This is a genomic window from Streptomyces sp. NPDC002825 (genome assembly GCF_040295385.1).
GTDB lineage: Bacteria > Actinomycetota > Actinomycetes > Streptomycetales > Streptomycetaceae > Streptomyces.
Genome location: NZ_JBEOVH010000049.1, coordinates 1 through 14043 on the forward strand (window position 1 = coordinate 1; position 14043 = coordinate 14043).

General features: G+C 70.8%; 17 protein-coding genes. 16 read left to right on the forward strand and 1 reads right to left on the reverse strand.

Annotated elements, in window-relative coordinates:
- Positions 1 to 146 precede the first annotated feature (146 nt).
- Positions 147 to 437, forward strand: coding sequence for a hypothetical protein (locus ABT041_RS36755; protein WP_086832297.1), 291 nt, complete (start codon positions 147 to 149; stop codon positions 435 to 437).
- 113 nt (positions 438 to 550) lie between these two features.
- A complete protein-coding gene (locus ABT041_RS36760) occupies positions 551 to 841 on the forward strand; it encodes a hypothetical protein (RefSeq protein ID WP_351192910.1) in 291 nt (96 codons plus the stop codon).
- Positions 842 to 869: 28 nt separating this feature from the next.
- On the opposite strand, the gene ABT041_RS36765 is transcribed toward ABT041_RS36760, so the two are convergent.
- Entirely contained in the window at positions 870 to 1649 is a 780-nt protein-coding gene (locus ABT041_RS36765) for a hypothetical protein (protein ID WP_351192913.1), read from the reverse strand.
- A gap of 302 nt (positions 1650 to 1951) precedes the next feature.
- On the opposite strand from ABT041_RS36765, the gene ABT041_RS36770 reads away from it, so the two are divergent.
- The 14 genes from ABT041_RS36770 to ABT041_RS36835 all read left to right on the forward strand — a co-directional run bounded on the left by ABT041_RS36770 (position 1952) and on the right by ABT041_RS36835 (position 13983).
- A complete protein-coding gene (locus ABT041_RS36770) occupies positions 1952 to 2164 on the forward strand; it encodes a hypothetical protein (RefSeq protein ID WP_351192915.1) in 213 nt (70 codons plus the stop codon).
- Between the two features lie 101 nt (positions 2165 to 2265).
- Positions 2266 to 3273 carry a hypothetical protein gene (locus ABT041_RS36775; protein WP_351192918.1) on the forward strand — a complete coding sequence of 336 codons (1008 nt, stop codon included), beginning with the start codon at positions 2266 to 2268 and terminating at the stop codon, positions 3271 to 3273.
- 28 nt (positions 3274 to 3301) lie between these two features.
- Positions 3302 to 4507, forward strand: a complete 1206-nt coding sequence (locus ABT041_RS36780; RefSeq protein WP_351192920.1) for a phage tail protein — start codon at positions 3302 to 3304, stop codon at positions 4505 to 4507.
- Positions 4504 to 5754 (forward strand): phage tail family protein, encoded by a 1251-nt coding sequence (locus tag ABT041_RS36785; RefSeq protein WP_351192923.1) that lies wholly within the window; start codon positions 4504 to 4506, stop codon positions 5752 to 5754. The genes ABT041_RS36780 and ABT041_RS36785 overlap by 4 nt, the downstream gene beginning before the upstream one ends.
- A gap of 48 nt (positions 5755 to 5802) precedes the next feature.
- The gene (locus tag ABT041_RS36790; RefSeq protein WP_351192925.1) at positions 5803 to 6726 is read left to right on the forward strand and encodes a phage distal tail protein; all 924 of its coding nucleotides are present in this window, start codon (positions 5803 to 5805) and stop codon (positions 6724 to 6726) included.
- Between the two features lie 44 nt (positions 6727 to 6770).
- On the forward strand, positions 6771 to 7964 hold the full coding sequence (locus ABT041_RS36795) for a hypothetical protein (RefSeq protein ID WP_351192927.1): 1194 nt from the start codon (positions 6771 to 6773) through the stop codon (positions 7962 to 7964).
- A 34-nt stretch (positions 7965 to 7998) separates the two neighbouring features.
- Positions 7999 to 9189, forward strand: a complete 1191-nt coding sequence (locus ABT041_RS36800) for a hypothetical protein (protein ID WP_351192929.1) — start codon at positions 7999 to 8001, stop codon at positions 9187 to 9189.
- A gap of 39 nt (positions 9190 to 9228) precedes the next feature.
- Positions 9229 to 10371 (forward strand): hypothetical protein, encoded by a 1143-nt coding sequence (locus tag ABT041_RS36805; protein WP_351192932.1) that lies wholly within the window; start codon positions 9229 to 9231, stop codon positions 10369 to 10371.
- Between the two features lie 12 nt (positions 10372 to 10383).
- Entirely contained in the window at positions 10384 to 11514 is a 1131-nt protein-coding gene (locus ABT041_RS36810) for a hypothetical protein (RefSeq protein WP_351192934.1), read from the forward strand.
- Complete coding sequence (locus tag ABT041_RS36815) at positions 11514 to 12086, forward strand: hypothetical protein (RefSeq protein WP_351192936.1); 573 nt, start codon at positions 11514 to 11516, stop codon at positions 12084 to 12086. Before ABT041_RS36810 ends, ABT041_RS36815 begins: the two co-directional genes overlap by 1 nt.
- A gap of 31 nt (positions 12087 to 12117) precedes the next feature.
- Positions 12118 to 12498 carry an ATP-binding protein gene (locus tag ABT041_RS36820; protein WP_351192938.1) on the forward strand — a complete coding sequence of 127 codons (381 nt, stop codon included), beginning with the start codon at positions 12118 to 12120 and terminating at the stop codon, positions 12496 to 12498.
- A 73-nt stretch (positions 12499 to 12571) separates the two neighbouring features.
- Positions 12572 to 13483, forward strand: coding sequence for a peptidoglycan-binding protein (locus tag ABT041_RS36825; RefSeq protein ID WP_351192940.1), 912 nt, complete (start codon positions 12572 to 12574; stop codon positions 13481 to 13483).
- 16 nt (positions 13484 to 13499) lie between these two features.
- Positions 13500 to 13733 carry a hypothetical protein gene (locus tag ABT041_RS36830; protein WP_116159371.1) on the forward strand — a complete coding sequence of 78 codons (234 nt, stop codon included), beginning with the start codon at positions 13500 to 13502 and terminating at the stop codon, positions 13731 to 13733.
- Positions 13720 to 13983, forward strand: coding sequence for a hypothetical protein (locus ABT041_RS36835; RefSeq protein ID WP_041130749.1), 264 nt, complete (start codon positions 13720 to 13722; stop codon positions 13981 to 13983). The genes ABT041_RS36830 and ABT041_RS36835 overlap by 14 nt, the downstream gene beginning before the upstream one ends.
- The last annotated feature ends 60 nt before the right edge of the window (positions 13984 to 14043 follow it).

Consider the following 14043-nt stretch of genomic DNA (forward strand, 5'->3'; position numbering starts at 1 on the left):
CGTCTCAGGGGAGAAGCGCCGGCCTGGGACTCGCCCTGGCCTCGGCCTTCGCATTCGGTGGTTCAGGAGTGGCGGCCAAGCCGCTCATCGAGTCCCGCCCCGCCCCCTCTCCTCCTCACCCACGCGAACAAGGAGTACGCATCACCATGGCCCGTTTCGACGTCAACGCCGCCCGCGCCCAGCGCCTGGAGGCCCACGGCCGCACCTGGTCCTTCGAGCTGGACGGCGAGTCCTACACGCTTCCGACCGAGCTCTCCCGCAAGACCGCGAAGGCCCTGCGGAAGCTCGACGACAACGACGTGGACGGTCTGCTCGAACTCCTGATGGGCGAGGAGCAGTACGTCCGCTTCGAGGAGCACGACCTCACGGTGCAGGACATCGCCGCCATCCTGGAGGCCTACGGCAAGGAGACCGGGCTCGGCCTGGGGGAAGACTGAGCCTCGTCGAGTTCGTCGACGAACACGCCGAGGCCCTCGAAGCGGACCTCCTCCGCTACTACGCCACCGATCTCCTCGACTGGCACCGGGGCGAGCTGTCCAGCCGTCGGCTGATGGTGCTGATCAAGCACCTTCCGGCGGACGGCGCGGTGCAGCGCGAGATCCACGGCGAGTCGGCGGAGTGGTCGCTCACCGACCATCTCCTCGCCGCCACGGTGGACCACCTGGCCGCCGCCAACTGGATGTTCCAGTGCGTCAACTCCAGCGAGGACGACGAGACTCCCGATCCGCCGAAGCCGGTCCCCCGTCCGGGCCTCACGGACGAGGGCGAGGAGGAGCAGGAAGGCGAGCCGACCGAGAACCCGGCCGTCTCCCCCTCGGCCCTCGCCCGCTTCTTCGGCTGACGCCCCTTCGCCCCCGGTCCCGCTCCCGTCAGGAAGCGGGGTCCGGGGGCGCTTCCTGTGCTCGCTCGGCCGCCAGCTCCTCCTCCAGGCTCCTGGCCCGTTCGGAGAGCCGGCGGCCGCGCCGCTCGGGGGTGCCCATGGGCTGACCGGGTACGCCGCTGAGCGGCGGCACGATCGGACGGCCGCCCTTGCCCCGGACGACCTTCCTCACGGGCTGCGGGTTCCTGCGGGGGCGGCTCTCCTGGGCGCCCACCCGGCCCTCCGGGTCGGACTCGGGCAGGGGCTCGGGCGCGGGTTCCGGCTCGGGCTCGGGCTCGTACTCCGGCGCGGGCGCGGGTACGGGCGCGGGCTCCGGCTCGTACTCCGGCTCGGGGCGCTGTTCGAACGCTTCGCGCTCCCGCCGTACGCGCTCCTCGGCGTCGACCACCACGGCGGGGGGCTCCATGAGCCGGGCGAAGGGCAGCGGAATGACGCGGGCACCCTCGTGAGGGGCGTCCGTACGCCGCTGCGGGCGGCGTATTCCACGCGCGTCACCCTGACCCTGTGCGTACGCGTCGGCCACGCGCTTCTCGTACTCCCTGCGGATGCGGGGGAGTTCGTCGGAGACGGCCTCGGCCCAGCCGGCGGTGAACGCGGCGGTCTCGCGGCGGTCGACCTCGGCACGGGGCAGCACGACGAGGTCCTCCGGGGCGTACCCGGCGACGTGGACGAGCTCGGCGAGCCGTGCGAAGAGATGAGGCAGATCAGGGTGGGATTCGAGCCAGTCGATGACCTGCTCGCGCCGGTTACCTGCCGGCTCCGTGTCCATGCGTCAGCACTGCCTTCCAACCCCCTGGGGTCCCCACGCGCCCCTCGCGCCCCCGGCTCCCCGAATGTGTCAGGTCCGGGGAACGCGGTTTCCAGAGTACCCGGTCGAACACAGGCTCTGTTCGAGGACCAACCCCCTCGGAGAACCGGCAAGAAGACACGCCGTCAGACGTTTCCCGCTCGACAAACCCCGAACAGGTGTTCCAAACTCTGTTCGCACAGTAGTTCGAACATGTGGTGCCCCCGCCTCACTCCGCGGCGCCGCCACGCACGCACGGGCAAGCAACCGGAAGGCAGGCGTCCATGACTCAGCAGGCCGAGGCATCGCGACCGCACATCCCGCTCCAGGACCGCCTCCGCCAGCTCCTCGACGGACCCGTCGCCCTCGACAAGAGAGCGCTGCTCGGCACGCTGTACGCCGAGGTCAGCCGCTACGAGACCCTCGCGTACACGGCGGGCTGGAACGACGCCCTCGCGACGGTCCGCCGCGGCTCCCGCCGGGACGAGGACGCCTAGCCGCCCGACCGCCCGCCCCCACGCACGAGCCCCTGCCGAAGCTCCATGTCGGCAGGGGCTTTTCGGCGCTTGGCCGTCACCGGCCGGAAGCGGAGCAATCCATGGCAGACGAACCGACGAACAAGCAAATATCCACCGACATCCAAAACCTGAGGACCTACCTCACGAAGTCGGACGGGACCCCGCTCGTCACCGAGCAGTTCTTCCAGAAGCAGCTGCCGGAGAAGTGGACCGAGCACTTCCAGTCGATGTACGACGAGCTCACCAAGGCGAAGAAGTCCGAGTTCCTGGAGGCCATGGGCCTGGACGGCTTCGGCGCCGCGCTCGAGAAGTACTACGAGAGCAGGAGCGGGGCCGACACCAAGTGGGGCTGGTACCTCGGCTCAGCCATCGTGGGTCTCATGATTCCCGCGATGGGCGTCATCCTGACGGCCTGGGTGGTCAAACTTCAGCGGGACATCCAGCAGCTGCCGGCCCGATTGATGGGCAACACCAACGGCCGGGTCCTGGCCACCTCCAACACCGGCCGCGGCATCCGGCTCCAGAACCGGACCGATGTCGAGAACCGGGAAGACGCCGCCGGCGGCAACCTGGCCGCGATCCCGCGGAACGCGAACTTCGCCCCGCTGCGCTACCAGCTCCAGCTGCTCAACCCGCACCTGGACACGTTCAACCAGCACGCCCCCGACTTCCTCACCAACATCGACAAGCTGCCGAGCGCCCGCGCGATCGCCAAGACCGCCAAGGCCGTCGAGAAGATCAACCTCGCCGTCACGGCCTCCAACCCCACCAAGGTGGGGCAGCTCGCCGACGCCCTGGAGAAGTTCGACCCCCAGAAGACGCCGGACCACCGCGAGCTCGACAAGATCAACAAGACCGTCGCCAAGTCGAATCCCACCAAGATGCGGGAGCTCGCCACGGCGGTCGGCAAGCTCTCCGGCGCCCAGCGGCACTTCCAGCCACGGAACCTCCCCGACGCCGCCACCCTCTCCACGTCCGCCCGAGCCGCCTCGCAGCTCGCCGACGCGGGCAGGAACGTGGCCCAGGCGTTCAACGACCTCAAGCTGGCCGCTCGCCGCGCCGCCCAGGAAATCGCCCCCACCAACTGACCCCCACCCCCTCGGAAGGAGGTAACCCATGTCTCTCTTCAGCGCTTCGAAGAAGGCCGCCGACACCCTGCGCAACCTCAAGACGCAGGCCTCCGGAGCGGCCGGCGACATCAAGAAGATCGGAGACGCCGGCAACGGCGCGTCCGGCCAGCTCAAGAACCTCAAGTCGGGCGCCGACGGCGCCGGCGGCCAGCTCAAGAACCTCAAGACCTCCTCGGACAACGCCGAGAAGGCCATGACCAAGGCCGGCAAGGCCGGCGAGACCGCCGGGACCAAGCTCGGCAAGTACGAGTCCGGCGCGGGCAAGGCGTCCAAGGGCCAGGACAAGCTCAACAAGTCCATGAAGGGCAATCTGCTCGCCCGCCTGATCGAACTCTTCATGCCTCTCATCGAGAAGATCGTCGAGATGGCGATGCAGTCGAAGACGATGCAGAAGATCCTCAAGAAGGCCTTCGACGGCATCAAGGTCGTCATCAGCGCGGTCATGAAGGCCGTCGGCCCGATCATGAAGAAGGCCGGCGACCTGATCAAGACGGTCTGGAACGGCATCAAGAAGGCCATCTCCACCGTCGTCAAGGCCGTCGCCACGGTCATCAAGACCTACGTCAACATCTGGAAGACGGTCATCACGACCGTCATGAAGGCGATCAAGGCGGTCGTCGGCGCCGTCTGGAACGGCATCAAGGCCGTCATCACCCCGGTGGTCAACTGGATCAAGTCCGCGATCCCGAACGCCTTCACCGCCGTCAAGGACAAGATGTCCTCCATCTGGAACGGCCTCAAGGACATCGCGTCCCGGGCGTTCGAGGGCATCAAGAGCGGCGTGTCCGGCCCGATCAACGCCGTCATCGGCCTGATCAACCGCATGATCAGGGCCGTCAACGGCGTCAAGGTCAGCGTCCCCGGCTGGGTCCCGATCGTCGGCGGCAAGACCTTCGGCGTCAACATCCCCACCATCCCCATGCTCGCCACGGGTGGTGTCGTCATGCCCCGCAGCGGCGGTGTCCCGGCGATCCTCGCCGAGGCCGGCGAGGCCGAGGCCGTCCTGCCGCTGTCCAAGCTCGACCGGCTGCTCGCCATGACCGCCCGCCGCGCCCGCATGACGGCGCAGCTGCAGGGGGGCCACGGCGGCGGTGGTGCCGGGCTGCACATCGAGCACTACCACGCGGCCCGTAACAGCGACCCGCAGTCCACCGCGGACGCGCTGATGTACCTGGCGAAGGCACGCGGATGAGTGCCGTCGCGGCCTTCCCGAACCCGTTCCGCCGCGCCCTGCCGGCGATGACCTCCCTCAGGCGGGGCCTCGGCCAGGCGGGCGACGGACTGCAGCGGCTCAGGCAGGACGCGCAGCGGGCGTCCGGCGGGCTGGACAGGTTCGCCACCGGGTTGCGTACGGCCGGCACCTCCGTACGCACCCTCGGCAGGAACGCGTCCGGCTCCGTCGGTTCCGTCCGCCGCATCCAGCGGTCCCGGGCGGCGAACGGCTTCCGGCGCATCGGCGTCGCGGCGGGCAAGGCGGGGACCGTGGCCGGGCTGTTCGCCGGCCCCGCCGTCGGCATGCTCCTGGAGATGATCCTCCCGCTGCTGCCCTTCGTCGACACCATCACCAAGCTGATGGACACCTACGGCACGGTGATGGAGATCGCCTCGGTCGCCATGACCGGCGTCAACCTCGCCATGCGCGGCAACCCGCTCGGCTTCATCCTCGGCATCCTCGTACCGGTCATCTCCTGGCTCATCGAGTACGCGGTGAACAGCGAGACCGGCCAGAAGATCATCAAGCAGGTCATGCAGCAGGCGCTGAAGGGCTTCCAGTCCGTCTGGAAGTTCCTCCAGCCGGTCATCAAGCTCATCGGCCAGGCCGTCGGGACCTACTTCAAGGCCTACCTCACCCTGTTCAAGACCGCGCTGAAGCTCATCGGCTCCGCCATCAGCGGCATCTCCAGAGTCCGCTCCACCGTCACCTCCGCGAGCAACGCCCTGCGCGGCATCGCCTCGCGCACGATCGGCGGCATCAAGAACGCCGTCAAGCCGATCCTGTCCTTCATCACCGACAAGATCCCGGGCTTCTTCCGGCACGCCAAGGACGCCGTCGGCAAGGCCCTGCACGGCATGGGTGAGCTGATCAAGGGCGCCCTGACCGCCGTGCTCGGCGTCGTCAAGGGCCCGATCAACGGCCTCATCGCCTTCGCCAACTGGATCATCGACGGGCTCAACAAGCTGAGCTTCGACTTCCTCGGCAAGCACTTCGGCGTCGACATCGACAAGATCCCGATGCTCGCCGAGGGCGGTGTCGTCTTCCCCGGCGCCGACAGCGCACCGCGCATCGACCCGCTCACCGTCCTCGAACAGCGGCGCGTCCCGGCCCTCCACGAGGCTCCCCGGCAGACCCACCGCATCGCGGAGTTCCACGAGGACCCGGGCGCCGGCCCGCGGTCGACCGCCGAGGACCTGCTCTTCCTCCTCGCGGCCCACGGCTGAAACCCGCACCACCCACCGACAGCCCCTCAGAAGTGAGGTGACGGCCCCATGGCCGAGACCACAACCACATACGACGGAAACACCCTCACCGCCGACCTCGCGCCCGGCTCACTGATCACCCAGGACGGGCAGATCCAGTGGGCCGGGCTTCTCATCGGCCCCGGTACGCCGTTCAACGTCGACCGGTCCGGTCTCCAGGGCTGGGAGGACCTGCCCGAGTACGACTCCTCCGACGCCGACCGGCCCACCTCGCACGGCGCCTGGCCCGGCTCCCGGTACGCCAAGCCGCGCAAGATCAGCGGCACGGTCGTGCTGATGCCGGAGTACTCCGGCGCGGCCGGGGCCATCCGCGCCCTGCGCCAGTCGCTCGCCCTGCTCGACGAGGAGCGCTGGCTCACCGTCCGGCTGCACGGCGAACTCCTCGCCGTACGCGCCCGGATCGCCCAGCGCGTGGTCCCCGCCGACCAGGGCTTCGCCACCCAGGCCAGCTCGAAGATGTCGATCCAGTGGCTGGCCTCCGACCCGCGCCGCTACGGCGTCAACGAGCAGTCCGCCTCCACCACTCCCCCGCAGCCGGAGTCCGGCCTGACCTGGCCGCTGTCCTGGCCGCTCAACTGGGGCCAGGCCAAGTCCACCGGTGACGCCGTCGCCGAGAACACCGGCTCCGCCGCCACGCACCCGGTGATCGTCTTCCGCGGCCCCTGCTCCATGCCGACCGTCACCGAGCGGGTCTCCAAGCGCCGGCTGCGGTACGCGATCGACCTGGCCGCCGGCGACGAGCTGGTCGTCGACACGGCCAACGGCACGGTGATGCTCAACAACACCGCCTCCCGCCGCCACACCGCGATGGCCGACTCCAGCCCCGAGGAGCTGTTCCTCCTCGAACCGGGCCGTACGGAGCTGTCGTTCCGTCCCGACGCGGCCACCCCCGAGGCCCTGATGACGGTCCGCTGGCGCAGCGCCGAGTGGTGACCGACGCCCCCGCCTGACCCGCAGACCCACGAAGGAGTGAACCCATGACGGTACGGGCCGCCTGGCTCCAGTCCAATGGCCAGACCCGCGAGGACACCCGGCTCACCCTGTCCGCGCTGCTCACCCCCAGCGGAGCGAGCGCCACCTCGCCGCCGCTGCGCTCGCGGCCCGGCATCGTGCCGGGCGGCTTCGCGCTGACCGGCAGCTCGGCGATGCAGTGCACCATCGGCACCGGCCGGGCCGTACTCCAGGGCTACGAGACCGCCCAGGGCGCGTACATGATCGCGGTGACCGCCCCCGAGACGCTCACCATCCCCGACGGCGACCCGCAGTACGGCCGGATCGACGTGATCGAGCTGGCCGTCCTCGACGACACCTACGACAAGAGCGGCTCCACCGACGCCGTGATCCGGCTGGTCAAGGGCACGCCCGCGGCCACCCCCCAGGTCCCGGCCTCGGGTCCCGGCAGCTCCCTGCAGCTGTACACCGTCTCGGTGCCGGCGGGCACGTCCGCCGGCACCGGCGGCATCCAGTGGACGGCCCCGGGCGTCGTCACCACCAAGCACTACCCGATGACCGCGCTCGGCGGGATCATGCCGACCAGCGGTTTCAACGGCGTGTACGCGGGCCAGTACCGCGACGTCTCGGGACAGCTGCAGCGCTGGGACGGCACCGCCTGGGTCCCGTACCCGAAGGCGCTCGGCGGCATCGCCCCGAACGGCACGGCGACCACCGGCAGCTACACCGGCCAGTACCGCGACAACGCCGGCGTCCTGCAGCGCTGGGACGGCGCTGCCTGGCAGTACGCCGAGGGCAAGGCGACCATCCTCTTCAGCGTCTCGCAGACGACGATGCAGAGCGTCCCCGCCAACGCGTGGACCACGATCACGCTGAACAGCGTCGACATCGACGACTTCAACGGCTGGAACGGCACCGACAGCTTCGTCGTCCCGCGCACCGGCTGGTGGCGGGTCGGCGCCAACGTCAACTGGATGGGCGACTCCACCAGCGGCATCCGCGGCGCCCGCCTCCTCGTCGGCGGCGTCGGCTACGCCCGCATGACCTGGATGACCGCGGCGTCCACGGGCGCCACGAGCGTCGGCGGCGAGGGCCTGGTCAAGCTCACCGCGGGCAACGTGGTCCAGCTCGCCGGCTACCACAACGCCGCGGCCGCGGTCCGCACCCTCGGCGGCTCCGGCTACTACACCACCCTCTCCGCCCAGTGGATCCGGTCCTGAACCTCCCTTCCCTCACCCCGATTTGGAGAACCCCATGAACCTGCGCAGCAGCTGGGTCGCCGAGACCGGCCAGACCCGCGAGGACACCCGCCTCAACCAGGTCGGCGCGACGACCATGGTCAACCCCGTCCAGGTCCGCTCCGGCATCCTGCCGGGCTCCTACGACGGCAAGTGGCGGCTGTCCGGCTTCTGGATGGACAAGGCCTCCGCGATGACGGCGACCGTCTCCGAGGGCCGGGCCGTCATCCAGGGCGACATCTCCCAGGGCGTCTACCCGGTGGCCCTGCCGGCCGCCGAGCAGGTCACCTTCGCCGCGGGCGACGCCCAGTACGGCCGGATCGACCTGGTCGTCCTGAAGGTCTACGACAACCTGTACGACGGCAGCAGCCGCAACGAGGCGAAGGTCGAGATCATCCAGGGCGTCCCCGGCCAGGCCCCCAAGGCGCCGGTGGCCCCGCCGCGCAGCCTCGCCCTGTACGAGGTGACGGTCCCGGCCGGCGCCAGCGCGGGCAACGGCGGCATCCCGTGGAGCACCGCCCTGAAGGACCTGCGCACACCGGTCGTCTCGCTCGGCGGCATCCTCCCGGTCGAGGGCCCGGTGCTTCCGGGCGCCCACCCGGGCCAGTACCAGGACACCGCCAACAACCAGTTCCAGCGCTGGGACGGCGGCAAGTGGGTCGCCTACCCGGAGGCGGTCGGCGGCATCGTCCCGTCCTCCGCGTCCACCCTCCAGGGCAGCTACACCGGCCAGTACCGGGACGGCTCGAACGGCGAGCTCCAGCGCTACGACGGCGCCAACTGGAAGCCGGCGTTCCCCGGCCCGTACTACACGGACCTCACGGACGCGGGCTACACGACGTCGAGCACGTACACGAGCACCCTGCTCGACACGGTCCAGAACCCGGTCTCGCTGTCCTTCGTCGCCCCGTCGTCGAAGTCCGTGCTCGTCCACTTCGGCGCCCGGATGCGCTCCCACAAGGACTACTACGGGTACCTCGCGCTGCGCCTCACGCAGGGCAGCAACGTCATCCAGGAGCCGGACGACGAGTACGCGGTGATCGCCTCCAACGAGAACTTCGGCTCGATGTCGATGAACCGGCGCCTGGCGGGCCTCACCCCGGGCCTCACCTACACCTTCACCTTCTACTACCGGCTCGTGGCCAACACCGTGGGCGCCCAGGCCTGGTACGACAACGCGTTCATCCGCGTCGACCCGCAGTACTGACCGGTCGCCCGCCCGCCGCCCCACCGACAGGAGTCCACCATGCCCGTACGTTCCGGATGGCTGATGCCCACCGGGCAGACCCGCCAGAACACCCGCATCACCAACATCGGCGCCACCACCCCCGTCAACCCGCTCGGCGTCCGCTCCGGCATCCTGCCCGGCACGTACGACGGCAAGTTCCGGGTCGGCGGCCTGTGGATGAGCTCCAGCGGCCCGATGACGGCCACCGTCTACCACGGCAAGGCCGTCGTCCAGGGCGCCACCACCGACGGCGCCTACCCGGTCGCCCTCGACGAGGACATCACCATCACCTTCGCCGACGGCGACCCCCTCAACGACCGCATCGACCTCGTCGTGCTCCGCGTCTACGACAACGACGTGGACGCCCTCGGCAAGTTCGAGGCCGGCATCGAGATCGTCAAGGGCACCCCGGCGGCCGCCCCGGTCGCCCCGGCCGCGCCCGCCCGCTCCCTGACGCTGTTCTCGGTGAAGGTGAAGAAGGGCGCCTCCGCCGGCACCGGCGGCATCGACTGGGTGGGCGGCGCCTCCACCGACCTGCGCACCACGACCGTCTCCGCCGGCGGCATCCTGCCCGTCTACAACAACGCGGGCGTGGCCGGCGCCTACCCGGGCCAGTACCAGGACAACGACAACGCCCACTTCCTCCAGCGCTGGGACGGCACCGCGTGGGTCGCCTACCCCAAGGAGATCGGCGGCATCGCGCCCAGCGGCACGATCACCACCGGCAGCTACCCCGGCCAGTACCGCGACTACAACGGCGGCCAGCTCCAGCGCTGGAACGGCACCGCCTGGGTGGCCTACCAGCCGCCGGTCGAGGTCGAGACGGCCAGCTCGGGCGCGACCCCGGCCGCCGGCTGGACCCTGGTCGGCTTCGCGGGCCGCAGGACCCGCGGCGTGGCCACCGTCTCCGTGACGGTGACCCGCAACGGCGCCGACCTCACCGCCACCACCGCCGGCAACCTCAGCCCCGACGAGCTGCTCTGCACCCTGCCGACGGGCTGGCGCCCCGCCTTCCCGTACGAGGCCACCGGCACCGACTTCTACGGCCAGGGCTCCTTCACCTTCTCCACCGACGGCAACGTCCATGTGCGCACCTGGTCCGCCAACGGCGTCCTGACCGCCGGCCGGAACATCCGCATCACCGCCACCTACGTCCTGTAAGGGGGGCCATCGATGGCAATCGACACGCCCTACCGGGCGATCTTCTGCGACCTGCTCACCGACCAGACGCTGGACATCCTCCCCCTGCGGGACGTCTCCTTCGACGACTACATCGGCAAGGCGGGCTCGCTCTCCGGCACGATCCCCATCCCCGACAAGGCCATCGCCGACCGCGTCAAGAAGGTCCGCGAGGGCCGCACCGCGGTCTACCTGGAGCGCGGCGGCGACCTGTGGTGGGGCGGCATCGTCTGGACCAGCACCCTGCAGTCGAGCGGCCGCGGGGTGCTGACCCTCGGCATCCAGGCCGCCACCTTCGACTCGTACGCCGGACGCCGCCGCATCCGTACCGACATCACGTACGACACCCCCACCGACCAGGTGGAGATCGTGCGCCGGCTGTGGCGCGAGCTCGACCTCCAGAGCTACCCCGACGCCCCCGCGGGCGAGGACCCCCGCCGCCTCGGGATCACCTTCGGCGACGAGGTCCCCAAGTTCCAGAAGACGGCCTCGTGGCGCAAGGGCGACGAGACCGTCTACCTGGAGGCGCTCGACCAGCTCGCCGCCACCGAGAACGGCTTCGAGTACCAGATCCTCGTCTACCGCGACCCGGTCACCGGCTCGCGGATCCGGCAGCTCCGCGTCGGCGAACCCAAGATCGTCACCGGTGCCACCGACCTGATCTTCGACCGGCCCGGCGTCATCCTGTCGTACTCCTTCCCGTACGACGCGACCCGCGGCGGCACCACCGCCCTGGCCCGCGGCGCCTCCACCAACGCCAACGCCGCCGCCGAGTCCCGGCCGATCTACTCCACCCAGCAGTACGCCAGCGACCTGCTCGTGGACGGCTGGCCGCTGATCGACCTGTCCTCGGACCACAACGAGATCACCGACCCGCTCGCGCTCGACTCGGTGGCCGCCACCGAGCTCAAGCAGGCCCGCGGCGCCGTGGTGATCCCTTCGGTCTCCATCCACCTCGGCGGGATCGTCCCGCCGCAGCTCCTTGGCCGCGTCGCCCGCATCCGGATCACCGACGAGTGGTACTCCCAGGGCCTCGACGCCCGCTACCGCATCATCGGCGCCAAGGTCACCCCGCCGGAACGCGGCCGCCCCGACACCGCCGAGCTCTACCTCGAGGAGGCCTGATGCCCCAGCTGCCCGAGGACATCATCGACCGGCTCAACCAGATGGAACGCCGGATCAAGGCCCTGTCCACGGCCGTGAACACCCGTCCCGCCGTCAACGAGTTCCGTCCCCCGACCACCACCGGCAGCGTCACCATCACCCGGCCGCTGTTCCGGATCTTCGACGGCTACAACCACGAGATCTTCGCCGACGACATCATGACCGGCGGCCTCGCCCGCCCCTGGCTGCAGCTCATGCCGCCACTGGCCAGCGACACGGCCAAGTGGCCCTCCACCACCGCCGCCGCCTTCACCACCATCGCCCGCTGCCTCAACCCCATCTGGCAGCCGAAGATGCGCCTCTCCATCGGCACGGCGGCCTCCAGCGGAGGCACCGGCCAGGTGCGGGTCCTCGTCGACGGCACCCCCTTCGGCCCCACCGTCACCGCCGGCACCACCTATGACTACCTCGGCCTGCTGCCCGGCGACATGAAGACCCGCTTCGGCCAGACGATGACCATCGAGATCCAGGCCCTGGCCACCGCCGGCACGGTCTACGCCCAGCCGCTGCTCATCCACGGCGCCCAGACCTGAACCGCCCGCGGAAGACCACGAGGAGCACACCGTGAACATCGACCCCACCCAGCCCTGGGGCGTCGCCATCGACTACGCCGGCCGCGCCACCGTCACCGAGGAAGGCCACACCCTGACCGTCCGCGTCTACGACAACACCATGGGCTACACCCTCCAGCGCGACCCGGTCACCGGCCAGTACCCCTCGGTGTACGTCACCGCCGAGGTCAGCGAGAAGGGCACCGGCGACGCCGTCCTGCGCGGCTCCGGCCTGGTCGTCGTCGACGCCAAGGACGGCGTCCCCGCCGTCCCCGACCAGACCGCCGCCCAGCGGGCCGTGACCGCCGCCCTCGCCGACTTCGAGGCCCGCCGGGCCGCCTGCGCCGCACTCTGCGCGGCCTGGGCCCCGACGACCCCGGCCCCCGCCCCGTAACCCGGGCCCCCACCCGTACGCACGCCCGACCGGCTCCCCGGTGCGGGCCTTTTTCATGTCCGGAGGACACCAGATGGCCACTCCCCTCACCGCGGACCGGTTCGTCGCCGCGCTCCGCGCCGAAGGCGTCACCGTCGTCGAACACCCCGGCTGGCGCACCCACAACCGCAACCACGTCGGCGCCTGGGGCCCCGTCACCGGCGTGATCATCCACCACACCGTCTCCGCCGGCACCGCCAACACCGTCGAGATGTGCTTCAACGGATACGAAGGGCTGCCCGGCCCGCTCTGCCACGGCGTCATCGCCAAGGACGGCAGCGTCCACCTCGTCGGCAACGGCCGCGCCAACCACGCCGGCGGCGGCGACCCGTCCGTCCTCCAGGCCGTGATCAGCGAGACCTACGGCGACCGGCCGCCCGCCCCGCGCGCCCACCAGGGCAGCCCCGGCGCCGTCGACGGCAACTCCCGCTTCTACGGCTTCGAATGCGTCAACCTCGGCAACGGCACCGACCCCTGGCCGCCCGCCCAGCTCGACGCCATCGAACGGGTCTCCGCCGCCCTGTGCCGCGCCCACGGCTGGGGCGCCCGCTCCGTCATCGGCCACAAGGAGTGGTCGGACTGGAAGGACGACCCCCGGGGCTTCGCCATGCCGACGATGCGCGACCGGATCCAGGCCCGGCTCAACAAGGCCCCCACCCGGCCCGCCCCCGACGCCGGCAAGCCGGCCGCCCCCCGCCTCCAGCCCTTCCCGGGCACCTCGTTCTTCCGCAGGGAGACGAGCTCCCCGATCATCACCGCCATGGGCCGCCGCCTCGTCGCCGAAGGCTGCTCCGCCTACACCGTCGGCCCCAGCCCCCGCTGGGGCGAGGCCGACCGGCTCAGCTACGCCAAGTGGCAGCACAAGCTCGGCTTCCGCGGCTCCGACGCCGACGGCATCCCGGGCGCCGCCTCATGGAACGCGCTCAAAGTCCCGTACACCAAGTGACCCGAGGAGCAGACCGATGTCCGATGCCGCCAAGCGCACGGCCCGCACCGTCCTCCAGTCCGCCGTGGGCATCGCCGTCGTGCTCCCCGCGATCGTCGACGCCTCCGGCATCCCCGCGACCCTCCCCTGGGTCGCGGGGGCCCTCGCCGTCGCCGGCGGACTGGCCCGGGTGATGGCCCTCGACCTGGTGCAGAACCTGCTGCCGTCCTGGCTGCGCCCGACCCCGGGCGGTGCCGATGACCGAGCCTGACCCGAACGACCCCGTCGCCGTCGCCCTCGAACTGGAGCGGCTCCGCGGCACCCTGGAGGCCGGCTTCGCGCGGGTCGACGGCTCGCTCGCGCTGCTCGTACAGCGCAGCGACCAGACCGACAAGCAGCTCGCCGACCACGAGGCCCGCCTCGACGCCCTGGAGCGAGCCCGCTGGCCACTGGCCAGCATCGGCGCCCTCGCCGCGGTCGCGACGGTCGCCGTCACGGCCTGGGAACTGGCCGCCAGGTGACACCCCTTTCCGACCCGCACGCCGAAGGGCGGCCACCCCACACGGGGTGACCGCCCTTCG

Bases quoted from the DNA above. Each gene is read 5' to 3' on its own strand.
- ABT041_RS36795 (WP_351192927.1), top strand. From the start codon at position 6,771: ATGACGGTACGGGCCGCCTGGCTCCAGTCCAATGGCCAGACCCGCGAG.
- ABT041_RS36825 (WP_351192940.1), top strand. From the start codon at position 12,572: ATGGCCACTCCCCTCACCGCGGACCGGTTCGTCGCCGCGCTCCGCGCC.
- ABT041_RS36830 (WP_116159371.1), top strand. From the start codon at position 13,500: ATGTCCGATGCCGCCAAGCGCACGGCCCGCACCGTCCTCCAGTCCGCC.
- ABT041_RS36805 (WP_351192932.1), top strand. From the start codon at position 9,229: ATGCCCGTACGTTCCGGATGGCTGATGCCCACCGGGCAGACCCGCCAG.
- ABT041_RS36800 (WP_351192929.1), top strand. From the start codon at position 7,999: ATGAACCTGCGCAGCAGCTGGGTCGCCGAGACCGGCCAGACCCGCGAG.
- ABT041_RS36770 (WP_351192915.1), top strand. From the start codon at position 1,952: ATGACTCAGCAGGCCGAGGCATCGCGACCGCACATCCCGCTCCAGGAC.
- ABT041_RS36760 (WP_351192910.1), top strand. From the start codon at position 551: ATGGTGCTGATCAAGCACCTTCCGGCGGACGGCGCGGTGCAGCGCGAG.
- ABT041_RS36790 (WP_351192925.1), top strand. From the start codon at position 5,803: ATGGCCGAGACCACAACCACATACGACGGAAACACCCTCACCGCCGAC.
- ABT041_RS36835 (WP_041130749.1), top strand. From the start codon at position 13,720: ATGACCGAGCCTGACCCGAACGACCCCGTCGCCGTCGCCCTCGAACTG.
- ABT041_RS36765 (WP_351192913.1), bottom strand. From the start codon at position 1,649: ATGGACACGGAGCCGGCAGGTAACCGGCGCGAGCAGGTCATCGACTGG.
- ABT041_RS36815 (WP_351192936.1), top strand. From the start codon at position 11,514: ATGCCCCAGCTGCCCGAGGACATCATCGACCGGCTCAACCAGATGGAA.
- ABT041_RS36810 (WP_351192934.1), top strand. From the start codon at position 10,384: ATGGCAATCGACACGCCCTACCGGGCGATCTTCTGCGACCTGCTCACC.
- ABT041_RS36775 (WP_351192918.1), top strand. From the start codon at position 2,266: ATGGCAGACGAACCGACGAACAAGCAAATATCCACCGACATCCAAAAC.
- ABT041_RS36780 (WP_351192920.1), top strand. From the start codon at position 3,302: ATGTCTCTCTTCAGCGCTTCGAAGAAGGCCGCCGACACCCTGCGCAAC.
- ABT041_RS36755 (WP_086832297.1), top strand. From the start codon at position 147: ATGGCCCGTTTCGACGTCAACGCCGCCCGCGCCCAGCGCCTGGAGGCC.
- ABT041_RS36785 (WP_351192923.1), top strand. From the start codon at position 4,504: ATGAGTGCCGTCGCGGCCTTCCCGAACCCGTTCCGCCGCGCCCTGCCG.